Here is a 25,257-nt window from a genome sequence, read left to right on the forward strand (position 1 = left end):
CACTCGGTGCAACTTAGCTCCTTTTTGCAACTGACTGTCCGAGAGGGCGGGCCAGAATGTCAATGAAGACAGCCGAGATATTTGTTCCTGTCGGTGCTCTTGGTTCCGGGGAAGATCGTTTATTCAGAAAGTCCAGCATGATCGGCCACTTGCTTTCGAACGGCATGTCCGGCTATCCGTCTTCGACGGACTTGAGGTATTGGGCCTTACTTGAGGAGCGAACGATGATTGCAAGACGGGCATTGGCACTGATCGGGCTGTTAATTGCGATCGTCGGCCTTATCTGGATTGGCCAAGGTACGGGCGTATTTCCCTATCCTGCCTCCAGCTTTATGATCAACCAGACCCCATGGATCTGGCGCGGAGCGATTGTTCTGGTCATCGGCTTAATTATTGCTTGGGCGTCTAGGCGTTTCCTGCGCTGACCTCTGTTCGACAGATCCACTTGATCTCGGCCATGGCACATTGTGCATTTAGAATGCTGCTTCCTGAGCAACGCCACACGTATCAAGCCGGATATTTGCCATCTCCCAAAAAGCCTCGACTGGCCATTGTAGATCTTACTGAGAGTAACGAAAGGGATCGGGTTATCAGGGGCGTGGCCAACGGCACGGCTAGCCACTCCCGTATGATTGTCACAATCCGGATGCAACGTTAATAAGACCGACAAGCGGTGACGGCTCCCGGGATGCGATGTCGTAAATACATGGCGCTGCAAAAAATGATGCAGCGACGACAAGGACGATGATGGAGCTCGCGCTGAGCCTGGCCTTAGACGACGTTAAGCTCGACATCGATATTGCCTCTCGTTGCTTTCGAATAGGGGCAGATTTTGTGAGCGTCTGCGACAATTGCCTGCGCAAGAGAGTGTTCGATTCCCGGCAAGGCGATAGAAAGGCGCGCGCGAAGGAAGAACTCTCCCCCATTTGTACAAAGGTCGACTTCCGCGTCCACAGCAGCATCAGTCGGCAACTTGACCTGATGCTGTCCGGCTGCACGGGCCAATGCGCCAAGGAAACAGGCCGACCAGCCCGCCGCAAAAAGTTGCTCGGGATTGGTGCCTGGCTTTCCACTTCCTGGGCGAGAGAGCTTGATCTCAAGCTCGCCGTCGTTGCTGCGGGCGAACCCGTCGCGCCCGCCTGTTGTGTGTGTCTTGCCGGTGTAGAGAACCTCGTCTTTGCTCGTCATTTCAAACTCCTTATTTTGACCGGCAGATGCCGCTCTTTTTTCGCATCCTCATCATGGGGAACCAGCGTGTCGCGAATGTGTCTGGAAACTATGGGAACTGTATCGAAGTGTCTCGTAAGCACTACGCTCGTCCCACTCTCAGCAAAAGCTGACTTCAGCTGCAAGGCCGCCATCCTGCCTGTTGTATAGCCGAACGGATCCGCTGATCGTTCCCGCAAGTTGATGCGCGATGGCAAGCCCGAGACCCGTTCCACCTGTGTCGCGGTTTCGCGAGGTCTCAACTCTGAAGAAAGGTTGCATTGCCATACTCAACATATCGTCGGGAATCCCTGGGCCGCGATCCAAAATGGTCACGATGACCTTCCCTTGTTGCCTCCGCTCGACTGCAATTTCAGCGCTTCCGGCAAATTTTAAAGCGTTATCTATGAAGTTGGTCAGGATCCTGCGAAGCGCGTGCGGCTTCGTAACAGCCGTCCCTTCGACGATACCGAGGACCGACACCATCTTTCCCGTGTCCTGATAGTCATAGGCGATGCTGTCGATGAAGGAGGCAAGATCGATCCGAGACGTCTTCTCCCCATTGCTATGGGAACTGCGAGCATAGGCAATGCCATCCTGCACCAGACGTTCTATTTCACGCAGATCACTGACCAGCTTGTCCTTTTCCGGGCTGTCATCAGCCAGGTCGGCCCGAAGGCGCATGCGGGTGATCGGTGTCTGCAGATCGTGTGAAATCGCAGCCAAGATCTGCACTCTTTCCTCAAGATAATGCGCAATACGCGCGGTCATGGCGTTAAATGCGCGCGCAGCATGTGCCACTTCAACGGGGCCGCTTTCACTCATAGGAAGGGCGTTGCTGCTTGGATCGAGAGCTTCCGCCGCCGCAGCGAGGGTATCGAGGGGGCGAATAGCCTGCCGAACAGCAAACCAGGTACACATAACCAGAAGCACCATCTGCGCGGCAAAGACGTAGGGCAACCAATCAGCCAATGGCATGACGCCACGCGGCGTCACATCAATCGTAAGCGGTGCGCCGTCAGATAAAGTAAGATGAGCTTGAAGTCTTTTTCCGTCGCCCGGGATGGATTCGACCCGGAGCTGATACTTATGGCCTGCGGCCTCTTCAATTCGTTTGGCAATTTCCGCGCCACGACCGGAAACTTCGGAAACGCCAGGCATGCCAGGACCTAGCACAAGCCGGTAGTTGCCGCGGCTCAGACGATCGACCCATGCAGGGCGCTCGTCGGCGGGGAGGCGGTCGATGACGGCGATGGAGGTTGCAAGGTCGCTTTCCAGCGTTCCCAGCATCACCGCTTTGGCAGACATATATCGCTCAGCAAAGAGGATGCCGAAAGACAGGCCATAGGCAAGGCCAAGACCGGCGAACAAGATCAAGAAAAGTCGAGATCGCAGAGAGCGTGGCCAGATAGGGATGCGGCGATATCCACCGCTCATGGTCTGGGCTCCGAGATTTCAACGGGAACCGCAAACACATAACCCTCGGCACGAACCGTCTTTATATAAGTCGGTTCGCGGGCATCATCGCCAAGCCGCTGGCGCACGCGGCTCACCAAAAGATCGATTGACCTGTCGAAGATTTCGGCCTCGCGCCCCTGCGTAAGGTTGAGCAGTTGGTCGCGATTGAGAACCCGTTGCGGATGATCGATGAAAACCCTGAGAAGGCGATATTCAGCGCCGCTCAACGTCACCTCCGTGCCATCCCTGTCCAACAGGCGTCGGCCGACGGTATCGAGGCGCCAGTCTCCAAAGGTTAATAACTGTCCGGCTTCACTAATTTGAAGATTGGGCGGCAACATCCGCGTTCTGCGCAGGATCGCCTTGATCCGGGCAAGAAGCTCGCGTGCGGCAAAAGGCTTCGACAGATAGTCATCTGCGCCCATTTCAAGTCCGATAATGCGATCCATCTCGTCATCGCGTGCGGTCAGCATTAGGACCGGTATTGCTTTATGCTTACCGGCCCGCAATTCCCGGCACAGAACGAGGCCATCATCGCCCGGCATCATCACATCGAGCACGATCAAGTCGACCTTATTGCCCTCCAGGAACGTTCTCATTTGGCGTCCATCGGCTGCCACGCTCGTCCGCAAGCCATTTTTCTTCAGGTAGCTTGAGACCAGCTCTCGAATTTCCCTGTCGTCGTCGACGACAAGAACATGATCGACGTGTTCCATGTGAGCGCTATCCCCCTACGCTTTGGCCTTTGAGCAAACGCGAACCGATATTTACGACGAGTAAAATAACGGTTCGCACGCCTAAGCAAGCTCAAAGCTTTGCTACATCCAAAACAGCCTTCGCGAATGCCTGAGGTGCCTCTTGCGGAAGATTATGGCCGACTCCACCAGTCACCTCTCGATGTTCGTATCGTCCGGAGAATTTCGAGGCATAGGCGGCGGGAGCCGGATGGGGCGCTCCATTGGCATCGCCCTCCATGGTGATTGTCGGGACTGTTATGATGGGAAGTTTCGCCAGCTCGCGTTCATAGGCATTGTATCTGGTTTCACCCTCAGCCAAACCCAGCCGCCAGCGATAGTTGTGGATCGTGATCGCCACATGGTCGGGATTGTCGAAGGCAGGTGCCGAGCGATTGAAAGTCTCGTCGGTGAACTTCCAGTTGGGCGATGCGGTCTGCCAGATCAGGCGGACGAAGTCGCGGGTGTTGGCTGCGTAACCGGCTTGCCCACGTTCCGTTGCGAAGTAGAATTGGTACCACCAGGAGAGTTCTGCCTTGGGAGCTAGCGGCTTCTTGTTGATCTCCTGGCTCCCAATGAGGTAGCCGCTGACGGAAACAAGGCCCTTGCACCGTTCGGGCCAGAGGGCCGCCATGATATCGGCCGTGCGAGCGCCCCAGTCATAGCCCGCAACGACAGCTTGCTTGACTTCAAGTGCGTCCAGAAAGGCGATCATATCGGCTGCAAGAGCCGCCTGCTGCCCGTTGCGCATCGTTTCATCGGATAGAAATCGGGTTGTTCCGTTGCCTCGCAAGTACGGGATCAGCACGCGATATCCGGCTGAGGCAAGAATGGGTGCGACATCCACGTAGCTATAGATATCATAAGGCCAACCATGCAGGAGCAGAATTGCAGGGCCGTCGATGGGACCAACATCCGCATAGCCAATATTGAGGAGGCCAGCGTTGATCTGCTTCATGGAAGGAAATGAAGTATGGTTTGCAGATTTTGAAGATTGCGAAGATGCCGTGGCTGTCGTCTGCGCGTTTGCCAAGCTGGCCATGCCGAACTCGGCGGCGGCTAAGGTCATGGCTGCGATGCCGAAGAAACGGCGACGCTGAAGATCAATTGGACTGCTCATAGGGTTCTCTCCGATCCGCTTTTAATGTGACCAGCAAGAAGCCTGCTGCGTGTATCTTCGATATGTCGTGATCGAAGTATTGTGAAAGTTTCTGTAGCTCTTCGCCTCTGAGATACATTTCGATACAATTGCGACGCTGCATTGAAACGTCAGCGCAAGGCACGAGAGCACCGAGCCATCAAGGGCGGCTGCTACACGCTCATACAAATCCCCACCTGTTTCGACACATCCGGGATACCTCAACCGAACAGACTGGTCTGCAGTGCTGGCGCCCTAGTCGTCCAGAGCTTCACCTCTTCGGTCAAAGGACAAGATCATGACGCTCTTGATCATCGCCTATCTCGGAGGGATCCTGACCATCGTCAGTCCCTGTATTTTGCCTGTCCTTCCTTTTGTCTTTTCCCGCGCGGGACAGCCATTCCTTCGCAGCGCGCTGCCCATGCTTGCGGGCATGGCAATCACATTCGCTGCTGTTGCAAGTCTTGCTGCCGTTGGCGGAGGTTGGGTAGTGCGCGCCAATGAATACGGGCGCCTTACCGCTCTTTCATTGCTGATCGTTTTTGGTTTCAGTCTGATCTCGAGCCGCATCGCGAGCGCAATCACACAACCCGTAGTGGATTTGGGCAATCGTCTTGCCAATGCTTTCGGGCGACCTGCTGACGTCCCCACAATTGCTGGCTCAATGCTTTTGGGTATCGCCACGGGCCTTCTGTGGGCGCCCTGTGCAGGACCTATTCTCGGTCTCGTCCTAACCGGCGCAGCGCTGAAGGGTGCCAGTCTCGAAACAAGCCTGTTGCTCCTATTCTATGCGGGCGGTGCGGCCACGTCACTGGCAACTGTGCTCTTGCTTGGCGCCAAGATTTCCAATGGCGCAAAGCGATCTTTCCGCGCAAGCCGGCGCATACGTCAGCTCCTTGGCGCAGCCGTTCTTGCAAGTGTCGCGACCATTGCAGTTGGCCTGGATGCGGGCCTGTTTGCCAGACTGTCCTATGCCAGTACCGGCTCATTCGAGCAGGCTGTTCTTGACCGTTTCCACGTCCAGCAAACTGTTGAACCTGGGGCTCGAGTCGCAAGCAGCTCCGATGGTCTTCCTCCAGGTCCTGTTCCGTTCAAGTCGAAGCTTACCGTAGAAGGCCGGGCACCGTCTCTCGATGGCGCGACTGCCTGGCTTAATTCTTCGCCGCTGACGACGGAAGAGCTGCGTGGGAAAGTCGTGCTCGTGGACTTCTGGACCTATTCCTGCATCAACTGCATCCGTACTCTTCCCTATGTCCGCGCATGGTCGGAACGATACAAGGACCAGGGCCTCGTCGTTATCGGCGTCCACTCACCGGAATTCGCCTTTGAGAAGAGAATTGAAAATGTGAGGCGAGCGATTGGGGACCTGAAGATCGCTTATCCGATTGCAGTAGATAGCAATTACGAGATCTGGCGCGCCTTCGATAACAGCTATTGGCCGGCTTTCTACTTGATCGATGCAAAGGGCCAAATCCGCTATTACCAGTTCGGCGAAGGCGATTATCGTAAGACGGACGAGGCCATTCAGGAACTCCTGCGTGAAGCTGGCGGCAGCGCGGCCGCGAGCGTGCCGATCCCGCCCCAGGCAAGCGGCATTGAGGCCGCTCCCGACTCGCAGAACATCCGTTCGCCCGAGACCTATATCGGCTACCAGCAAGCCACCGGTTTCACGTCGAATGAGACCGTGCTTACCGATGAGCCTCGCCAATATTCCCTCTCGGAACCACAGCTGAACAAGTGGGGTCTTTCCGGCAACTGGACCGTCGGCGCTGAGGCAGCCATCCTCGATCGTCGAGACGGCATAATCGCCTACCGCTTCAATGCCCGCGATCTGCATCTGGTGCTTGGACCAGGTGCTGAGGGCAAGCCGGTTCGCTTCCAGGTCACAATCGATGGTCACCCGCCAGGTCCTGATCATGGTGTCGATATTGACGCCGAGGGAAACGGCATTGTCACCGCGACCCGTCTCTACCAGCTCGTGCGCCAGTCCGGCGCGGTAAAGCCCAAGACCTTCGCCATCCGTTTTCTCGATCCTGGTGTGCAAGCCTATGCCTTCACCTTCGGCTGACGCCAGTGATTGCCTTCACCCCCTCAAGGAGACCCAAATGAAACATCGCTTCCCCATCCTTCCGCTCGTCTTTGCCTTCGCCTGCTGCATGGTCGCCTTTGCCGCCGAGGCTGGGCAGGTAAAGAACATCGTCATTGCCCATGGCGCGCTTGCCGACGGATCCGGTTGGCGCAAGACCACCGAGATTCTCGAAAGACGCGGCTTCAACGTCACCATTGTCCAAGAACCGATGACGTCCCTCCGCGACGATGTCGCCGCGGCCAATCGAGTGCTCGATCTTCAGGATGGTCCAAGCTTGCTCGTCGGCCACAGCTACGGCGGCATGGTCATTTCTGAAGCAGGAAATAGGGCCGATGTCGTTGGCCTTGTCTATGTCGCGGCGTTCCAGCCAGATAAGGATGAGAGCCTTCTTGATCTTGCCGCATCGAAGCCGCCTGCAGGAAACTCGATCAGGCAGACCAAGGATGGAAAGTTCCTGTACCTCGATCCCGCAGCATTTGCGCAGGATTTTGCTGCTGATCTTCCGAAGCAAGAAGCTGCCTTCCTCGCCAAAAGTCAGGTCTTTGCTGCCAAAGAGGCGTTCGCCGAAAAGGCCTCGGAACCAGCCTGGAAGACGAAGAAGAGCTGGGCAATCGTTGCCACACAGGATCGGTCGATCAATCCTGAGCTCGAGCGGGATATGGCGAAGCGTGCTAGAAGCAAGACCGCAGAAATCGTTGCGAGCCATGCGGTCTTCGCGTCTCAGCCGGAAAAGGTAGCTGATGTGCTCGAAGATGCTGCTCGGCACTCTGCAAACTGATGGCGCAGAACGCTTCATCTCAGCCGCTCGATCCTGGGCGGCTGATCAGCGCGATCATCCATGACAAGGCGTTTCTAATCTGGATCTGGGGAGCTGGCCTCTGGTGGCCGCCAATCGGCGACAACGCACCATGGTGCATGTATCGAGATTGCCCAACGTTCGTTTGACAATGAAAGACGCAAACCTGAACATCGCCGGCCGCATGACCTTCCGGTTATCTCATCCATCACCTTGGCAGCTTCATACGCACCGGAATACCCGAGACCAGTCCTTTAAGCTAAAGCTAAAAAGGGCGGTCGCAATCAACTGGTCGGATCACGGTTTCGAGCTCTATGTGGATTTTTATTCCAACGCGCCTGAGTCATAACGGCTCGAAGAAACTCAATTTCCCAGGACCATTGGGAGAAGTTTGTTTTTATTCCCTATAACAATAATAGACTATTTCTTCTCGCAACACACAGAGCCGCACAGCGGCGTCAAGTGATTGAAGGGAGAAGGGCATGTCGCAGACAAGAGAAGCCTTGAAGTTCGCATATTGGGTTCCGAACGTTTCCGGCGGACTGGTCATCTCAAATATTGAACAGCGCACCAGCTGGACCATCGATTACAACAGAAAGCTTGCACAGATCGCAGAGGCAAGTGGCTTCGACTATGCGCTGACTCAAATTCGCTTCACCGCTGGTTATGGTGCAGAATTCCAACATGAATCGGTAGCATTCAGTCACTCTTTGCTGGAAGCGACGACGAATCTGAAGGTTATTGCAGCACTTCTGCCCGGGCCATGGAACCCAACGCTGGCAGCAAAGCAGATCGCAACCATCAATCATCTGACCAACGGACGCATCGCCGTGAACATCGTGAGTGGCTGGTTCAAGGGTGAGTTCCAAGCCATTGGTGAGCATTGGCTCGACCACGACGAGCGTTACCGGCGCTCGGAAGAATTTATTCGCGCTCTACGTGGTATATGGACCGAGGAAAGCTTCACCTTCAGAGGCGATTTTTATCGCTTCAATCAATATTCCCTGAAACCGAAGCCCATCGATCCGCAACCCGAGATATTCCAAGGGGGCTCTTCGCGTGCAGCACGTGACATGGCATCGCGCGTCTCCGACTGGTATTTCACGAACGGCAATACGCCTGAAGAAATTGCTAAGCAGGTCGAGGATCTTAAAAGCCAGGCAAGAGCCAATGGTCACGCGGTTCGCATTGGCGTCAACGGCTTTGCCATCGTCCGCGAGACGGAGGAAGAAGCCAAGGCGGTTCTTGCTGAGATCATCGAAAAAGCCAATCCAGAGGCTGTGAAAGCTTTCGGTCATGAAGTCAAGAATGCCGGCAAGGCCTCGCCGGAGGGTGAAGGCAACTGGGCGAAATCCACTTTTGAGGATCTTGTGCAGTATAATGACGGCTTTCGCTCCAACCTGATCGGAACTCCGCGTCAGGTTGCAGAGCGCGTGCTGGCCCTCAAGCGCGCTGGCGCTGATCTCATTCTCCTTGGCTTCCTGCACTTCCAGGAAGAAGTCGAGTACTTCGGAAAGCACGTGCTTCCCATCATCCGAGAGCTTGAAGCGAGTGAAGACGCAAGAGCGATCGCAGCGGAGTAGCAGTTGAACGCCTGGATCTAAACGAGGTTATCAGGGCGCGGCATCCGCCAACGGGTGCCGTCTCGCCGTTAGGCTGAAAGAGCAGCTCAATCGACCTCGCCGGTCAAAACTTTGATAACGGTCATGGAACGGCTCGCCTGTATCCGAGATGGCAGCGTCGTGGTCAAAGCATCTTGCCCGAGCCTCCCGAACTTTAGCTTTTCAGGTCAATAAAGAACTCGTCCGATGGCGCTCCGCGTTTCAAGATCAATCCTCACGCAGGGGCTATCCGCGACGAACGCTTTCATGGCGGGCAGTAGCTTTAACCCTTGTTCAAAACAAAGAAGGCGTTCTTTTCAAGGCTCAAGCGCCTTTTTTCGTGTCGAAGGTCTTGGAAAGAGGTTACCACATCTTGACCGCAACCGCTTCTCAGATGAGATCTGCAGTCAAACTATTCGTGGGAACACATGCCTTTCTTTTTGGTAACACAGACATCACTGATCGAAGCTCAAGATGAGCATGAGGCCGCTCAAATTGGGGTCGACCGTCTTCGCTCCGGTGCACAGGTTACTGTTTCGGTTAAATCGGATGAGTCGACGATTACGCACGTCGTTGTTCCAGCGATTGAGAAAACATCTCCGCCTCTTTCGGTTTCTGAAGTGGTCCATCCATCCCCTTCATCAATTGCTACAAATGATGCTCCTTCCGGTGAACCCTTGAACAGGAAGCTCATCCTGAAACGCATCATGTCTGACGCGCTGGCTCTTCTGGGGCGTCGAACCTGACGCCATCACACAAATAGCTTCACTTGCCTCTCTATTTTCTCCCAAGGTCAACACGAAGTGGTTGCTCGTGAAAAAGGAGAAAAGGAGCGATTAAAGATCAGCTCTGCTGCGGACGCTATTGCTCTCCTGGCGGGCTTGCTCGTCATAAGGATCGTTTCATGGATCCACGGCCTCCGATCGTTCCTGAAGCAAGCCAATCATTTCAGGAACTATCCCGTGGAATGCTTGTTAGTGGCGCTCGTAGGTAACGGTGAGCGGCTCCTCTCCTGATGGTGCGGATGACGCTTCTCTCGCTTATCGCTTAGGACAGAGAAGGAGAGATGCATGCGCGCGTTGGTCTGGCACGGCAAGGAAGATATCCGATGCGATACCGTATCGGATCCTGAGATCGAACATCCTCGCGATGCGATCATCAAAGTCACGAGCTGCGCGATCTGTGGCTCCGATCTCCACCTGTTTCATAACTTCATTCCCGCGATGAAGCCCGGTGACATCATGGGACATGAAATGATGGGGGAGGTCGTCGAGACAGGTTCGCAGATGAAAGGGCGCTTGAAAAAGGGCGATCGCATCGTCGTTCCTTTTACAATCAACTGCGGAGAATGTGACCAGTGCAAGCGCGGCAACTACTCCGTCTGCGAGCGGACAGACCGCAACAAAGGCATCGCGGACAAGGCTTTCGGTCATACGACCGCAGGGCTGTTTGGCTATACCCATTTGACGGGCGGCTATCCGGGCGGTCAGGCTGAGTATTTGAGAGTTCCGTTTGCGGACGAAACCCATATCAAGGTTCCTGACACGCTGACAGATGAGCAGGTTCTTTTCCTTGGCGATATCTTTCCGACCGGTTGGCAAGCGGCTGTCCATTGCGACATCGAATTGACCGATACGGTCGTCCTGTGGGGTTGCGGGCCTGTCGGACAGATGGCGATCCGAAGTGCTGTCCTTCTTGGGGCTAAGCAGGTGGTTGCCATTGATTGCATTCCAGAACGTCTTTCCATGGCCGAAGCAGGAGGAGCGATCACGATCGACTTCAGCAGCGAAAGCGTCATCGAACGGCTCAACGAACTGACCGATGGGAAAGGTCCGGAAAAGTGCATCGACGCAGTCGGTCTTGAAAGTCACGTGTCGATGGGACAACCGGACACGCTGCTCGACCGAGCCAAGCAGATGGTGATGTTGGAGAACGACCGTCCGCACGTCCTGCGTGAGATGATCTATGTCTGCCAGCCAGGCGGGATCATCTCGATCCCCGGTGTTTATAGTGGCCTCGTCGATAAAATTCCGATGGGAATGGCGATGAACAAGGGCCTTTCGTTTCGCATGGGGCAAACGCATGTGCGCCGCTGGACGGACGATCTGCTGCGCCGGATCGAAGAGGGACAGATCGATCCCTCCTTCGTCATCACGCATACTGTAAAATTGGAAGAGGGACCGGACATGTACAAAGTCTTCCGCGACAAGCAGGACAGTTGCATCAAGGTGGTCCTCAAACCCTAAGGAGCTCGAAGATGACGTTTTTGACAAATGTGACACGTTCTGAAGGCGACCCTAAGGTCATTTCGACAGGATCGAGTTCACTTAGTTCATCCGATCGAATGGCACGCAATCTTGGTTGGTTCAGCATTGGTCTTGGACTTGTTGAAATGGTTGCCGCCAGACGCATTACGCGTGCCCTCGGCATGCGCGGCCAGGAAAATCTCGTCCGTGCCTTTGGTGTGCGAGAGATTGCGTCTGGCTTCATGACGCTGTCAGTTGACAAGCAAGTGGGCCTAGCCACCCGGATTGGTGGCGACGCACTGGACATTGCCGCTCTTGCAACTGCGCTGCACCCAACAAATCGCAAGCGGAATAATGCGGCACTCGCATTACTCATGGTCACCGGCATTGCGTTTCTCGACGTGGCCGTTGCCGGCGCCGCTAAAGTGCGTCACCTCGGTCATAAAGGTGATCGTCGAACTTATGGTGACCGAAGCGGATTTCCGAAAGGCGTCGAGGCTGTGCGCGGTGCGGGCCGCACCAAGTTGCAGGATGCGCGGCCGACCTCAGGCAACGAGCCGCGCGCCACCAAGAAGTCAGTCACCGGTGACGACGCATAGAGCCCCGATTGGAAGCAGTTCGTCTTGTCGAGCCGCATCATCAGTAGGGAAGGCCGACATAATTTTCGGCAAGGGCGGTGGACGCGGCACGCGATTGAACAAGGTAGTCCAGCTCGGCCTCCTGAATACGCTGCCCAAAATCACCGGTATCAGTGAAGCGATGCATCATCGTGGTCATCCACCAAGAAAAACGTACCGCCTTCCAGACGCGAGAGAGGGCTTTCTGCGAATAGAAATCGATGCCGGCGTCAGATCTGTCACGATAAAACTCGATCAACGCCTCGCTCAGATAATGCACATCGCTGGCTGCGAGATTGAGGCCCTTGGCACCGGTTGGCGGCACGATATGTGCAGCATCTCCCGCCAAGAAGAGCCGGCCAAATCGCATGGGTTCGCTGACGAAGGATCTGAGTGGCGCGATGGATTTTTCAAAGGATGGCCCGATGACCATACTTTCCGCATGGCTATCTGGCAGGCGGCGGCGAATCTCGTCCCAGAAGCGCTGGTCGCTCCAGTCCTCAAGCCTGTCCTCCAGCGAACATTGAACGTAATAGCGGCTGCGCGTATGTGAACGCATGGAGCAGAGCGCAAAGCCGCGCGGGTGGTTGGCATAAATAAGTTCGTGATTGACCGGCGGCACGTCGGCCAGAATGCCGAGCCAGCCAAATGGATAGATTTTCTCGAATTCCTTAATTGCGCCATCAGCCACAGATTTGCGGCTGACCCCATGAAAGCCGTCGCATCCAGCGATGAAATCGCAATCTATACGGTGGTTGATGCCATCTTTTCGATAAGTGACATAGGGACCTGAACCCTCGAATTCATGCGGCTCGACATCGGCGGCGTCGTAGATGGTAACAAGACCTGCAGCTTCGCGAGCATCCATGAGATCATGGGTCACCTCAGTCTGGCCGTAGACCATGACGCGTTTGCCGCTCGTGAGGTCGACCAAGTCGATGCGATGGTCGCGCCCATCAAAGGTCAGCGAAAATCCGTTATGGGGCAATCCTTCCTGGTGCAAGCGCTTGGCCGCGCCAACCTTTTCCATGAGCTGCACGGTGCCTTCTTCCAGAACGCCGGCGCGGACACGGCTAAGAATGTAATCCTTGCTCACCCTGTCCAGGATCACGGTTTCGATGCCTTGCTGAGAAAGCAATTGACCGAGCAAAAGCCCCGATGGGCCGGAGCCGATGATGACGACCTGTGTGCGCATTGTTTCCCTCCCGAAACGGCCTCTCCTCAGGAAATTGATGAAGGTGGCGTACAAGCTCAATGGACTTTCAGCGCCGTAAATTGCACAATCCGACCATGGGATCGCGGATTGAAAGAAAATGCGGGAGAGGGCGGCGGAAGGCTTATATGGGGAAGATGCTGCGCAAGGCGGCAGTTTTCGTTTTCATTGTGAAACGCTCTTTTCAAGAAGTAGCCTGCATAACTTCGAAATCGGCCTGCATCGGCATTCTGCGTTTCTACAAATCTTGTACATTTCGGGCGGTGAGGGAGATGCGTTATTGCCGGGACGGATCGAGCCTATTCGCCCGCCAGTTGCGGTGATTGTGCCCCCAGGATTTGAACATGGCTTCCGTTTCTCGCGTGATATAGGCGGGGTGATCGTCACCGTGCTGCCAGGCGCGCTGAGCGCGTCAGTGCAGGCATTGTTATTGAGCATGTTCTCACAGCCGGTGGTTTTGCCCCTGCTTGATTTCGATGAGGGAGACTGTTTGAGACGCGGCTTCGAGCGGATTTTGATGGAATATGCGGCTCGTGAACTCGGCCGGGACGCCATGATTGAGGGCCAGCTAGCCACTATTGTCTCGCTTTTAACGCGGGCAGCTCGGCCGCTTCTGGTAACAAGAACTGGGGGAGAAAGCCTTGCGGCGCAGCGTTTTGAACAATTGCTAGCGCTGATCGCCCAACATATCCGCGAGCCGCACAAAGCCGAATTTTACGCAGACAAACTCGGTATTTCGCAAACGCATCTCAACAGGCTGGTCCGCTCGGTTTGTGGTCTCAGTCTGCAGCGATTGATCGCCCGTCGCCAAATTGAGATTGCGCAGCAGGAGCTTATTTTCACGGCATCCACGGTGCAGATGATCGCCGATGGTCTGGGCTTTTCCGATCCAGCCTATTTCAATCGCTTCTTCAAGCGGGAAACGGGATTGACGCCGCGGGCATGGCGCCTGGCAGAGCAGGACAAAATGGCTCATTCCGATGCACAGCTGGAAGAGCTTTCGAGTTCGCGCTGAAAACAGGCGGATCAAGAACATCCTCGCAATGAATCTAAGCTCGTGGCACTTGCTCCATCCGCCGCCTTCAACGCTTCCGGCAATGACCCTATCAGTCGGTCAAGCCGAGCTTTCGCAAACGATCGGCGAGAGGCTGCCGATGGCAGGCTCCCGCTCTTCAATGCCGCATTACGATAGTCTCATGCCATCTGGACGGCGCGCCCTCTGCGCACCAATAGCAGCACGGTTGCCAATCCTGCGAGAAGCGTAACGGGAACAAGGGCGACGATGACATGTGACGGGCTGCTACCGCCGGCAACCAGGAAGCCCCCAAACCATGGTCCAACGATGGATCCGAGCCGTCCGATAGCGACTGCCACGCCGACGCCCGTGCCGCGGATTTCAAAGGGGTAGCATTGTGGCGCCAAGCCGTAGAGGATTGCCTGCACGCTAAGGATTGCGCCGCCTAGGAGCGCACCAGCCATGAGCGTAAGCCCGATTTGCGCCGGTAGGAGGCCGAGCAGGAGCAAAGCAGCCGCCGCTGCTGCAAAGGCCAGTGCGACGGGCATGGCAGCGTTTTTCTGATCGAGTACACGCCCGCCCACGAGGCTTCCCGCCGCACCGCCGAGATTGAACAGGATCTGAACCAGGGATGCTTGCTCGCGGGTCAGTCCGCGGGAGACGAGTAACTGCGGCATCCAGTTCAAAAGCAGATAAACGACGACCAACCCGAGAAAGAAGGAGACCCAAAGCGCGATCGTCGTTAGCAGTGTCTGCGGGGCTAAAATGCGTGAAAGAGCTGCCGAGACCGATTTCGCCTCGCTCTTGATGACCCTGAGTGCTGGCAGCATGCCATAGATGGCTGGTGCCAGGAGCAGCGGCATGATGCCGCCGACAACAAAGATCGAGTGCCAGTCGTCAGCGTGAAGACCGAGCATGGCAACGCCGCTCGCAATGGCGCCGCCAAGCGGCACACCCGCATACATGATCGAGACAGCACGCCCGCGACGTCCAGCATCAACGGATTCCGCAGCGATGTTGACGAGGTTTGGCAAAGCGCCGCCGAGACCGACACCCGTCAAAAGGCGCATGATGACGAGCTGATCGAAGCTTGTGACAAAGGCGGTTGCCAAGGAGAAAATCCCGAAGGTCACAAGCGAAAGAACAAGCCCGGTCCGTCTTCCCCAAGCATCGGCGACCCGTCCTCCGACGAGTGTTCCGAAGATCAGGCCGATGGTAGCCGATGAGAAAAATAGGCCGACCTGTTGTGGGGTCAGCCCGAAAACAGGCACGAGCTTGGGTGCTGCGACGCCGGCCGCCTGAAGGTCAAAGCCTTCAATAATGGCTGCCAAAAAAGCAAGCACAAGCGCTCGCTGCCCACTTGAGCGGTGGTCAGTTGTCGTCTGCATTTCTTCCTCCCAGAAAGCGGGTTCCTTCTCCCCGCTGGTTGCAGGCCTAGCCCTGCTTCGGCCCATCCTCCTGCCAAATCTTCGCCAAGAGCCGGCGAAGTTCTGCCTGCTCCGTCGCGCTCAGGCGACGCAGCATGATGCGTTCATGATCAGAAACGAGCGCCAGCCACTCCATCGCTTCCCCTTCGCCGCGACGGGTCGCAAAAAGCCGCTGGATGCGCTGATCGGTCTTGTCTGCCTCGCGCAGGAAAAGCCCGCGCTCTTCCAGCTCCGCCAGGATCGGTACGATATTGGCTCTCTGCATGCCGAGCGTCCGGCAAATCTCCGCCGAGCTGATCCCAGGCGTCTCGACAATGCTGAGTAAAACACTCATCGGGACCGGCCGGGTGTTGGCAGGCGCGAGCGCCGCAGCCGCACCCTGTAGGTCGAAGATGGACGCGCGGCGAAGATGGTAGCCGACCAAATCTTCCAGCCGGCTGGACTGTTGATCGGACGCCCGGTCCTCAGTCTGCGGTACTTGCGACGGCATTCCCCGATTCCCCTCATTGCCACTTGCATTCGGTATAACGCTATGTCACATAACAATCAATCTGCTATCTTGCATAGCGAGTTATTTGCAGGCGAGCGTTCAAGCTCACTGTCTGTCCTGGGGAGGAAGCCAATGACAACAGTATCCATGCGTATCGGGGGGGCTGCACATGCTGCCTCGACAGGTCGCACATTCCGCAGATCAAATCCGGTGACGGGCGAGCTTGCGAGTGAAGCAGCCGCAGCAAGCATATCCGATGCCGCCGCCGCCGCTGATGCGGCTGAAGCTGCCTTTCCGGCCTGGGCTGCGCTCGGTCCCAATGCCCGCCGTGCAATACTTCTCAAAGCAGCCGACGCCCTTGCCGCCAAGGGCGATGCCTTCGTCGCCGCCATGGCTTCCGAAATCGGGGCGACCCAGGCATGGGCACGTTTCAACGTCATGCTCGCCTCGTCCATGCTGCGCGAAGCCGCCGCTCTGACAACTCAGATCTCGGGCGAAGTGATTCCTTCTGATAAGCCCGGGTGCCTGGCNCGAAATCGGGGCGACCCAGGCATGGGCACGTTTCAACGTCATGCTCGCCTCGTCCATGCTGCGCGAAGCCGCCGCTCTGACAACTCAGATCTCGGGCGAAGTGATTCCTTCTGATAAGCCCGGGTGCCTGGCAATGGCGATCCGCGAACCGGCCGGGGTCGTGCTCGGCATAGCGCCTTGGAACGCGCCGGTCATTCTCGGCGTGCGGGCGCTGGCGACGCCGCTCGCCTGCGGCAACAGCGTTATCTTCAAAGCATCGGAGATTTGCCCACGCACGCATGCTTTGATTGTCGAAGCTCTGGAAGAGGGCGGTCTGCCCAACGGCGTTGTGAACCTCGTGCTGAATGCTCCAGAGGATGCCGGGGAGATCGTCGGCGCGCTAATCGACCATCCGGCGGTCCGGCGCATCAACTTCACCGGGTCGACCAATGTGGGCCGGATTATCGCCGAACGTGCCGCCCGGCACTTGAAGCCGGTCCTCCTTGAACTCGGTGGCAAAGCCCCACTCGTCGTTTTGAAGGACGCTGATGTCGACGAGGCGGTGAAGGCTGCGATCTTTGGCGCCTTCTTCAACCAAGGCCAGATCTGCATGTCGACCGAGCGAATTATCGTCGTGCCTGAGGTGGCGGAGGAATTCGTCGCGAAATTCACTGCGCGTGCCCAAGCCCTGAAGGCGGGTGACCCACGCGAGGGGACGGCCCCGCTCGGCGCCGTCGTTGATGTCCGCACCGTCGAGAAAGTCGAGGCTTTGATCGCCGACGCGACGGCAAAGGGCGCAAGCGTGACTGGTGCAGGGGCTGCCGAAGGTGCGCTTCTGCCAGCGCAAGTGGTCGATAAGGTCACGTCCGATATGCGGCTCTATTCCGAGGAAAGCTTTGGCCCCGTCGTCGCCATTTTGCGCGCGAAGGACGAAGACGATGCCGTCCGTCTCGCCAATGATAGCGAGTATGGCCTGTCTGCCGCAGTGTTCAGCCGCGATACGGCCCGGGGCCTTTCTGTTGCGCGACGCATGCGTTCCGGCATTTGCCACGTCAATGGTCCGACCGTGCACGACGAGGCGCAGATGCCGTTCGGAGGCACCAAGTCGTCTGGCTATGGTCGCTTCGGCGGCAAGGCCGGAATTGCGGAATTCACCGAACTGCGGTGGATCACCATCGAAACCGAGCCAGGACGTTTTCCGCTCTGACAAGCCGAGTTGTTGCTCCACCTTTTCCGGCCAATTGGCCGAAGTTGATGCAGATGCAAGGAGGGCCCGATGGCCAACGATATAGACACTGTCGCTTATGACGTGGTCGACCGCATTGCCTGGGTACGGTTCAACCGGCCCGACAAGCGCAATGCGATGAGCCCAACGCTCAATCGCGCGATGATGGAAGTGCTCGACGAGCTCGAATTTCGGGGCGATGTGGGCGTATTGGTGCTAACCGGGGAAGGTACCGCATGGACGGCCGGTATGGACCTCAAGGAGTATTTCCGCGAAACGGAAGCGGAAGGACTCAAAGGCGTGCGCAGATCACAGCGCGAGAGTTACGGCTGGTGGCGCCGCCTGCGATGGTATCAGAAGCCAACCATTGCCATGGTCAACGGTTGGTGCTTTGGCGGCGGCTACGGCCCACTCTTTGCCTGTGACCTTGCCTTTGCCGCAAACGAAGCAAAGTTCGGCCTCTCGGAAATCAACTGGGGAATTTTGCCGGGCGGCGGCGCGACCAAGGTCGCGGTCGAGCTCCTTCCCTTCCGCAAGGCGATGTATCACGCGTTGTTGGGCGAGCCGATCGACGGCAAGACCGCGGCAGAATGGGGCCTTGTTAACGAGAGCCTTCCGTTGGATGCCCTCAAGGATCGCGTGATCCAAGTTGCCAAGATCCTGCTCGAGAAGAACCCGGTGGCGCTGAAAGCCACCAAGGATGCCGTACGCCGGGTCGGCATGATGCCCTACGATGAGGCGGAGGATTACCTCGTCCGTGCCCAGGAGGCTGCCAACTCCTTCGACAATGACGGCCGCAAAGAGGGCATTCGCCAGTTTATCGACGAGAAGTCCTACAAACCTGGTCTTGGCGCCTACGATAAGGATCGACAGAGCCGCTGAACCCTTGGAGGAGGGAAGGAGGAGAACGATGCAGGAATTTTTTTGTCCCGATCCGGTGGCGATGCATACACGCCTTCGGCCGAAGTCGCTTGCCTGTGTGGAACTGGCAAGCGGCCGCCGCTGGACGTACGAAGAACTAGACACGGACATTCAGCGCGCGGTCACGCTGTTGCGCAATGGGGGTATCAACAAGGGCGAGCGAATTGCGGTCGTCGCCCGCAACAGCGTCTATCTGATCATCCTTCAACAGGCGCTGATGCGCATGGGCGCGATTTTCGTGCCGTTGAACTGGCGCCTGTCCCAGCAGGAATTGTTGCATCTCCTGAAGGACTGCGCGCCCACTCTCTTGTACACCGATACGGAAATTTCGGACCTGCCGGGTGGCTGCCGAAGCGAAAGCTTGGAGAGCTTTGCCACGCAGTTGGCCGACCTCGATCCAGCACCACGTTGTCTTCCGGCAGCGAGCACCGAGACCTGCATCATCCTTTACACATCAGGCACGTCCGGGATGCCGAAAGGCGCTTTGCTCACGGCACAGTTTCTTCTAGCAACCGCGCTAAATTTCAATGTTCTCGGCGAGGTCGATACCGGCTGTATCTTCCTATGCGATACTCCGATGTTCCATGTTATCGGCATCGTCACACAGATCTGGCCGCCTCTGTTGCGTGGAGGAACCTTTCTCGTTTCGCCGGGCTTCGAGCGCGAAAAGACAAACGAGCGGCTGAGCGATCCTGAGCTTGGCATCACACACTATTTCTGCGTACCGCAAATGGCGGACGCCCTGCGTAAATGCTCGAACTTCGAGCCAGAGGCTTGGACGAAGCTCAAGGCACTCTTTACCGGCGGAGCGCCCAATCCTGCGGCAAACATCCGCTGGTGGCTCGAGCGGGGCGTAAGGATGGTCGACGGCTATGGTATGACTGAAACGGGAACGACGCTCGGCATGCCGTTGTCGCCTGAGCTGGTGCACAGCAAGGCAGGGGCTGCGGGAATTCCGGGACCGTTAACAGCGGTTCGCCTGGTCGACGAGAAGGGCGAAGAGGTACCGGACGGTACGCCGGGAGAGATTTTGATCTTCGGATTGAATGTTATCGCCGGCTACTGGAACAGGCCGGAAGCGTTCAAAGATAGCTGCACGAAGGACGGCTGGTTCCGCACCGGAGATATCGGACGACGTGACGCGGACGGCTATATCGCGATCGTTGATCGCCGGAAGGACATGTTCATTTCCGGCGGAGAAAACGTATATCCGGTGGAGGTCGAGGCCGCGCTCTTAGAACATCCCGATGTCAGCGAGGTTGCCGTGATCGGTGTTCCTGACGAGCGATGGGGCGAGGTCGGCCGGGCCTATGTCGTCGCCGCACCGGGCCAGCGCGTCGGTCAAGAGGAACTTACGCGTCACTGCCACGCGCTGATTGCCCGGTACAAAACCCCGAAAGAATTTCGCTTTCTCGAAAAGCTGCCGCGGACCGCGTCCGGTAAGGTGATCAAACATCTCCTCCGCAAGGAGGCATTGGAGGAACGCGAAATCGAAGCAACTTAGTTGAGGTTGAGCCATGCCGATCCGACTGGTGATCGTCTGTTTTCGGGCGAAGCGAGCTCTTGTGCGTCAGCGTAAAAACGCTTCAACCCAAAAAGGTTGGCCATCTAACGAAGCGCAAAGTTCATTCGTTTTTCATTTTACGCGGCGAAGTCCCTCTCGGGGATAGCTAAAAGCTCGTCCGTAAGGGCAGGAGCTTCAACGCTCAGATTGTAGCTCGCCTGCAGGTTCAGCCAAAAATCTGGGGTTGTCCGAAAATATCTGGCAAGCCTTAACGCGGTGTCCGTTGTTACCGGTGTTTGTTCTGAAGCCAAGCGCTCTATCCGCGTCCTCGGCACGTTCAGCATTTTTGCAAGAGCCCCAGCACTCATCTTTAAGGGCTTGAGATATTCCTCACGAAGAATTTCGCCTGGATGAACTGGAGTGAGAATTTTGAACATCTTCCTGCATTTCCTTCTTGTCGAAAGACAGCGCGATCAAGCTCTAGTGATAATCGACGATTTCAACCTGTTCCGGCCCACCGCTCGTCCAAATAAAGCAAATCCGCCACTGATCATTGATCCTAATTGAATGCCAACCTTCTCGATCTCCTTTAAGAGCCTCCAGCCTGTTACCAGGCGGCGAGCGAAGGTCGTCGAGAACCGCAGCGGCATGGAGGATCGCAATTTTTCTGATGGCAGACCGCAGTATTTCCGTCGGGAAACCTTTCGGTGCTTTTCCCGTGGTCGCCAAAGTCTCGGTTAATTTGTCTTTGAAGGACAGGATCACCACAACCTCCCAACGTATCATAGTGCGATACGTCACTTTGTCAATTGAGACGTATCATGAGACGATACATATGCGTGGAATTCGAAATGATCTACTGCAACATCAATACCATCGCAGTCGCGTTCCTCAATTTTTCAAACGCCACCGATCTTTCACTTACGATTTAAGAAGCAACCTATCATGTGCCTGACATCATTTCGAACTAGGTCTGCGCGCGGATCAGGATCGTCGTTAATGACAACGCTTAAAGATGTGGCAAAGAGGGCGGGGTGCTCGGTCGCGACCGCTAGCCGTGCTTTGGGGGCGGGCGGCCCTGTGAGTAACGCCGTCAAGAGCCGAGTGCGGCGCGCTGCGGCTGAACTGGGCTATCGGCCCGAAGCCTTGCTCCGGAGACGCGGAGGCCAAAGGCCGCTGATCGGCGTTTTAATCCCCAGCATCACCAATCCTGTTTTTGCGGCCTCGCTTTCCCAGATCCAAAATCGCATGCAAGTCAGCGGCCATGCTGTGGTGCTTGCACAGTCGAATTATGACCCGGATCAGGAGGCAGATGCGATAGGAGCACTTCTATCCGAGCGTCCAACCGGGCTGATCCTGACATTGTGCAATCCGGAACATCGCGTTCTGCAAAGCCGCCATCTGCCACCGACGGTGCTCCTCAGTAACCGACCCAGCGCGGCTTTTCCTGCTGCGGTCACTGTGGACAATATCGAGGCGGGTCGCCGGATCACCCAATATCTTATCGATCACGGTCATCGCCGTATTCTGTTCGTGGCAGGTCACTTTGCCGCGTCCGATCGAGCTTTGCTCCGATATGAGGGCTATCGAATGGCGCTGGAGAACAACGCCGTGCCATTGCTGCCTGCTGTTCAAATTCCCTTTATCGACAGCAACCAGCAACCGGATATCTCGGTTGCTGTGGTGGAGCTGAAGCCGACGGCCATCATCGCGTCGAATGATCTCTTGGCCTGCGGCATAATCGGGGCGTTTCGTCGGGAAGGCATCTCGGTTCCACAGGATATATCGGTGGCAGGCTTTGACGGCATAGCCATGGGCGAATTGATGACGCCGCCCTTGACAACCATCGAGATGCCCAACGCCAGTATGGGGGCTGTCGCCGCCTCGCTTCTTTTGGATATTGCCGAGAAAGGCGTTGCGCCTCGGCATTTGCAACTCGGTTTTACGCTGAAGTCGGGCGGAACGGTCCGTTCCATTTGAGCGCAACCCGCCGCGATCAAGCGGCGGGTGCTACTTTACAGGGCTCAGTTCGTGCGCGGAAGAAGCCGCTTCACTTCTTTTGCGGCATCGTCCAGAGCATCTTGCGGCGTGGCCGATTGGTCAACGACACGCGAGGTGTTGTCGACGATCGTCTGCGTTACGCGTACGCCGTTCGAACCAGGGAAGGCGTACCACGGGATCATGCGCGGCATCTGATTAAGACCAGCCAGGAACAGCGGGTTCTTTTTGTAGAAGTCGCCGAGATATTCAGAAGATTTCGCCGCTAGTTCGTTGTTTGGCACATAGCCGGTTCCCGGCACAACCACCGAAGCGCCATAGGGGCCCGCAGCAAATTTTGCGAATTTCCAAGCCGCCTCTTGTTTAGAGGCGTCGTGCGTTAGGATAACGACGGCATTGCCGCCAGTCGGAAGTTTACCGTTGACCGGGTCGAACAGGGGGATTGGCGCTGTGCGGAGCTCAAACTTGTCACCAACATTCTTGATCGTGTTGCGGAGCGCACCGGTCGTCTGGAAGGTGAAGCCAACCTTTCCTGCAACGAAGGCCTGTTCGCCCGCTGCCTTGGTGAAGACAGGCATGCCTGCCTCCTTGACCATACGATCGACGATGGTCATCGCTTTTAGGCCCTCCGGCCCATTGAACGCGACCTTGCTTTCATCTGCACTCAGCATGGTGCCGCCGGCACCGAGGAGCAGAGCGGAAAACATCCAGTCATCCCCCTGCCAGCGAAAATCGATGGAATCGACACCGTTTCCAAGCGCCTTGATCTTCTTGCCAAGCGCAATTACCTCGTCCCAGGTCTTGGGTGGCTGATCCGGATCACCGCCAGCAGCCTTCACCAGATTAGCATTGTAATACATGATCGGGTTGGAAGTCGCGAATGCAAGACCGACCTGCTTTCCATTGACCTGGGCAAGCTTCAAGATTGTGTCGGAAAAGCCCTGTTCGGCCATGCTTTGCTTGTCCTTGGCGATCATCGGGCCAAGATCGACGGGGATGCTCCGCTCGTCAGCCATCCGAAGCCGATTGAGACCAATGAAGGTGACATCGGGCATGTCCGAAGTCCCGGCCTGACGCATGATCGTCTGGATCCCTTCCTCGTAACTCGCTGAGGGATTGGCGAACTGGATTTTGATATCCGGATTTTCCTCCATGAACTTCTTCGAAATCGTGTCCATCACGTCTTTGAAGAAGCCGGGCATCGGATAGTGGACCGTCAAGGTAGTTTCTGCGTGCGCTGGTAGAGCCGTTGTCACGCAGACCGCCGCGGCGGCAAGAATCTTGGTGAAATGCTTCATGGCATATTTCCTGGTTTGAGAAGAACCGATCAGCCTTTGAGACCGGTCATGGTGATGCCCTCGACAAAGCGTTTCTGCGCAAACAGGAAAGCCAGGACGAGAGGAAGGGTGATGATCAAGGTGGCAGCCATCAGTGCGCCGTAATCGTCGCCGGCCTCCGCAGCGCGGAAATAGAGCAGGCCGAGCGGCGGCGTTGCATAAGCCTGGTTGGAAACGACGATCAGCGGCCAATAGAGGTCGTTCCAATGCGCCACGACGGAAAAGATGGCGAAGGCCGTTATTGCCGGCCAAGCATTCGGCACGATGACGCGAGCAACGATCCCGATTTCGGACATGCCGTCCAACCGTGCGGCGTGGATAAGATCATCCGGCATGGCTCGAAAAAACTGCAGGAACAGGAAGATGCCGAAGACGGAGATGGAAAAGGGTGCAACAAGGGCCGTATAGCTGTTGAGGACGGACAGGCTGTTGAAGGCGACATAAAGTGGCAGCGCGGTTGCATGGATCGGCACAAGCAGCCCCAGCATAACGAGCGCCATCATCAGACGCGCCGCCCGAAAGTTCAGCTTCGCCAGTGCATAGGCACAGGGAATAGCGATGACGACCTGGAAGAAGAGGATCAGCAGGCAAACCACCACGCCATTGAGCAGCAGCGCTGGCATGTTGACGCGCATCACCGCTTTGGTGAAGTTCTGCAAGAAGAAGGAATGCTCCGGGATCAGAGACAGTGAAGAGGTAAAGATTTCGCTTTGAGCCTTGCCCGCTGTCGACAACATAAAGGTGTAAGGGGCAAGAAACAGGAGTGCTCCAAGCGATAGCAGACCAAGTCGAAGGAGGCGGCCAATAGACAATGCCGATTGCGGGCTCATGCGTAATGCACCTCCCGGTCAAGCAAACGGTACTGCACGAACATCATGACCACGAGCAGGGCAAGAAAGACGACGGTCATTGCGGAGGCATAGCCGACGCGCAGATAGACAAAGCCTTCCTGGTAGATGGTAAAAAGTAAGACTTCGGATGCCTTGTTTGGACCACCTTCAGTCAGAGTCTTAACTGTCTCGAAAACCTTGACAGCATTGATAATGCTGATGGTGATAACGAAGAGAGTGGTCGGCCCCAGCATGGGCCAGGTCACCAGCAAGAACCGATCGGTGCCAGAACGTGCACCATCGACATCAGCTGCGGCATAAAGGTCGCGGGGTATCGCCGTCAGGCCGGCCAGAAACAGCACCATATTGAAGCCGGCACTCTGCCAGATGCCAATGATCGCCAGGCTGTAAAGCACCGTATTAGAGGCGCCGAGCCAATTGGGACCGGCAATGCCGATCATCTGTAGAGTCGCGTTGATAGGGCCAATCGTCGGATGAAAGAGATATTGCCAGACCGTCGCCATGGCGACTAAAAGTGACGCCACCGGTAGGAAATAGGCCGTGCGAAAAAAGGAGCGACCAAGCGGTTCGCTTTCGATCAGAAGCGCGATCCCAAGCCCCAGGAGCACTGAGATGGGTGCAACGATCGCAGTGTAAACGGCAGTGTTCCAAAGCGACTGCCGAAACGTCCGATCGGAAAACAGTTCTGTGTAATTCTCGAAACCGACAAAACGAAAGCTGCCAAAGCCGAGTTCAAAATCGGTGAAACCGAGGAAGACGACAGCAACGAGCGGCGCAAGAATAAATGCGATCATCAGGATGATCGCTGGCAGAACCAGCGGCCAGGCAGTTCTGGCCTGCCGAGCAGCGCCAAAATCTGGAAGGCTGAGAGGCATCGCGGA

At 56.5% G+C, this 25,257-nt stretch carries 22 protein-coding genes and 1 pseudogene; 11 read left to right on the top strand and 12 right to left on the bottom strand.

Features of this window, described 5'->3' with window-relative positions; translation table 11 throughout:
• Positions 1–56 precede the first annotated feature (56 nt).
• Entirely contained in the window at positions 57–425 is a 369-nt protein-coding gene (locus VQ830_RS28835) for a hypothetical protein (protein WP_438618341.1), read from the top strand.
• A gap of 346 nt (positions 426–771) precedes the next feature.
• Here VQ830_RS28835 and VQ830_RS20375 read toward each other — a convergent pair whose 3' ends face one another.
• The 4 genes from VQ830_RS20375 to VQ830_RS20390 all read right to left on the bottom strand — a co-directional run bounded on the left by VQ830_RS20375 (position 772) and on the right by VQ830_RS20390 (position 4,518).
• Positions 772–1,188, bottom strand: a complete 417-nt coding sequence (locus VQ830_RS20375) for an organic hydroperoxide resistance protein (RefSeq protein WP_337269979.1) — start codon at positions 1,186–1,188, stop codon at positions 772–774.
• Between the two features lie 138 nt (positions 1,189–1,326).
• Positions 1,327–2,643 (bottom strand): ATP-binding protein, encoded by a 1,317-nt coding sequence (locus tag VQ830_RS20380; RefSeq protein ID WP_337269980.1) that lies wholly within the window; start codon positions 2,641–2,643, stop codon positions 1,327–1,329.
• Complete coding sequence (locus VQ830_RS20385) at positions 2,640–3,380, bottom strand: response regulator (RefSeq protein ID WP_337269981.1); 741 nt, start codon at positions 3,378–3,380, stop codon at positions 2,640–2,642. The genes VQ830_RS20380 and VQ830_RS20385 overlap by 4 nt, the downstream gene beginning before the upstream one ends.
• Before the next feature lie 91 nt (positions 3,381–3,471).
• A complete protein-coding gene (locus tag VQ830_RS20390) occupies positions 3,472–4,518 on the bottom strand; it encodes an alpha/beta fold hydrolase (RefSeq protein ID WP_337269982.1) in 1,047 nt (348 codons plus the stop codon).
• A gap of 316 nt (positions 4,519–4,834) precedes the next feature.
• On the opposite strand from VQ830_RS20390, the gene VQ830_RS20395 reads away from it, so the two are divergent.
• From VQ830_RS20395 to VQ830_RS20415, 5 genes are all read left to right on the top strand, one after another.
• Positions 4,835–6,604: a cytochrome c biogenesis protein DipZ gene (locus tag VQ830_RS20395; RefSeq protein WP_337269983.1), complete on the top strand. Its 1,770-nt coding sequence runs from the start codon at positions 4,835–4,837 to the stop codon at positions 6,602–6,604.
• 37 nt (positions 6,605–6,641) lie between these two features.
• The gene (locus tag VQ830_RS20400; RefSeq protein ID WP_337269984.1) at positions 6,642–7,403 is read left to right on the top strand and encodes an alpha/beta fold hydrolase; all 762 of its coding nucleotides are present in this window, start codon (positions 6,642–6,644) and stop codon (positions 7,401–7,403) included.
• A 500-nt stretch (positions 7,404–7,903) separates the two neighbouring features.
• On the top strand, positions 7,904–9,004 hold the full coding sequence (sfnG, locus tag VQ830_RS20405; RefSeq protein WP_337269985.1) for a dimethylsulfone monooxygenase SfnG: 1,101 nt from the start codon (positions 7,904–7,906) through the stop codon (positions 9,002–9,004).
• Positions 9,005–10,092: 1,088 nt separating this feature from the next.
• Positions 10,093–11,268: a zinc-dependent alcohol dehydrogenase gene (locus tag VQ830_RS20410; RefSeq protein WP_337269986.1), complete on the top strand. Its 1,176-nt coding sequence runs from the start codon at positions 10,093–10,095 to the stop codon at positions 11,266–11,268.
• A gap of 11 nt (positions 11,269–11,279) precedes the next feature.
• Positions 11,280–11,867, top strand: a complete 588-nt coding sequence (locus VQ830_RS20415) for a hypothetical protein (protein ID WP_337269987.1) — start codon at positions 11,280–11,282, stop codon at positions 11,865–11,867.
• A 40-nt stretch (positions 11,868–11,907) separates the two neighbouring features.
• Here VQ830_RS20415 and pobA read toward each other — a convergent pair whose 3' ends face one another.
• On the bottom strand, positions 11,908–13,080 hold the full coding sequence (gene pobA / locus VQ830_RS20420; RefSeq protein WP_337269988.1) for a 4-hydroxybenzoate 3-monooxygenase: 1,173 nt from the start codon (positions 13,078–13,080) through the stop codon (positions 11,908–11,910).
• A 118-nt stretch (positions 13,081–13,198) separates the two neighbouring features.
• On the opposite strand from pobA, the gene VQ830_RS20425 reads away from it, so the two are divergent.
• Complete coding sequence (locus VQ830_RS20425) at positions 13,199–14,113, top strand: helix-turn-helix domain-containing protein (RefSeq protein WP_337269989.1); 915 nt, start codon at positions 13,199–13,201, stop codon at positions 14,111–14,113.
• A gap of 179 nt (positions 14,114–14,292) precedes the next feature.
• On the opposite strand, the gene mhpT is transcribed toward VQ830_RS20425, so the two are convergent.
• Complete coding sequence (gene mhpT / locus VQ830_RS20430) at positions 14,293–15,501, bottom strand: 3-(3-hydroxy-phenyl)propionate transporter MhpT (protein WP_337269990.1); 1,209 nt, start codon at positions 15,499–15,501, stop codon at positions 14,293–14,295.
• Positions 15,502–15,547: 46 nt separating this feature from the next.
• Positions 15,548–16,030 carry a MarR family winged helix-turn-helix transcriptional regulator gene (locus VQ830_RS20435; RefSeq protein ID WP_337269991.1) on the bottom strand — a complete coding sequence of 161 codons (483 nt, stop codon included), beginning with the start codon at positions 16,028–16,030 and terminating at the stop codon, positions 15,548–15,550.
• A 132-nt stretch (positions 16,031–16,162) separates the two neighbouring features.
• On the opposite strand from VQ830_RS20435, the pseudogene VQ830_RS20445 reads away from it, so the two are divergent.
• The 3 genes and pseudogenes from VQ830_RS20445 to VQ830_RS20455 all read left to right on the top strand — a co-directional run bounded on the left by VQ830_RS20445 (position 16,163) and on the right by VQ830_RS20455 (position 20,190).
• Positions 16,163–17,747 (top strand): annotated as a pseudogene (locus VQ830_RS20445) (aldehyde dehydrogenase).
• Between the two features lie 69 nt (positions 17,748–17,816).
• The gene (locus tag VQ830_RS20450; RefSeq protein ID WP_337269992.1) at positions 17,817–18,647 is read left to right on the top strand and encodes a p-hydroxycinnamoyl CoA hydratase/lyase; all 831 of its coding nucleotides are present in this window, start codon (positions 17,817–17,819) and stop codon (positions 18,645–18,647) included.
• Between the two features lie 28 nt (positions 18,648–18,675).
• Entirely contained in the window at positions 18,676–20,190 is a 1,515-nt protein-coding gene (locus VQ830_RS20455) for an AMP-binding protein (protein ID WP_337269993.1), read from the top strand.
• A gap of 137 nt (positions 20,191–20,327) precedes the next feature.
• Here VQ830_RS20455 and VQ830_RS20460 read toward each other — a convergent pair whose 3' ends face one another.
• On the bottom strand, positions 20,328–20,627 hold the full coding sequence (locus VQ830_RS20460) for a HigA family addiction module antitoxin (protein ID WP_337269994.1): 300 nt from the start codon (positions 20,625–20,627) through the stop codon (positions 20,328–20,330).
• Between the two features lie 43 nt (positions 20,628–20,670).
• Positions 20,671–20,955 (bottom strand): type II toxin-antitoxin system RelE/ParE family toxin, encoded by a 285-nt coding sequence (locus tag VQ830_RS20465; protein WP_337269995.1) that lies wholly within the window; start codon positions 20,953–20,955, stop codon positions 20,671–20,673.
• 234 nt (positions 20,956–21,189) lie between these two features.
• Here VQ830_RS20465 and VQ830_RS20470 point away from each other — a divergent pair, with 234 nt between their 5' ends.
• A complete protein-coding gene (locus VQ830_RS20470) occupies positions 21,190–22,170 on the top strand; it encodes a LacI family DNA-binding transcriptional regulator (RefSeq protein WP_337269996.1) in 981 nt (326 codons plus the stop codon).
• 44 nt (positions 22,171–22,214) lie between these two features.
• On the opposite strand, the gene VQ830_RS20475 is transcribed toward VQ830_RS20470, so the two are convergent.
• Genes VQ830_RS20475 through VQ830_RS20485 form a run of 3 tightly spaced genes read right to left on the bottom strand, consistent with a single transcriptional unit; the run spans position 22,215 to position 25,251 of the window.
• A complete protein-coding gene (locus VQ830_RS20475) occupies positions 22,215–23,486 on the bottom strand; it encodes an ABC transporter substrate-binding protein (protein WP_337269997.1) in 1,272 nt (423 codons plus the stop codon).
• Between the two features lie 29 nt (positions 23,487–23,515).
• Positions 23,516–24,355 carry a carbohydrate ABC transporter permease gene (locus tag VQ830_RS20480; RefSeq protein ID WP_337269998.1) on the bottom strand — a complete coding sequence of 280 codons (840 nt, stop codon included), beginning with the start codon at positions 24,353–24,355 and terminating at the stop codon, positions 23,516–23,518.
• A complete protein-coding gene (locus VQ830_RS20485; RefSeq protein ID WP_438618355.1) occupies positions 24,352–25,251 on the bottom strand; it encodes a carbohydrate ABC transporter permease in 900 nt (299 codons plus the stop codon). The genes VQ830_RS20480 and VQ830_RS20485 overlap by 4 nt, the downstream gene beginning before the upstream one ends.
• Between the last annotated feature and the right edge of the window lie 6 nt (positions 25,252–25,257).

Origin of the sequence: Oryzifoliimicrobium ureilyticum (assembly GCF_037199735.1) — a bacterium.
In the GTDB taxonomy this organism is placed as follows: domain Bacteria; phylum Pseudomonadota; class Alphaproteobacteria; order Rhizobiales; family Rhizobiaceae; genus Rhizobium; species Rhizobium ureilyticus.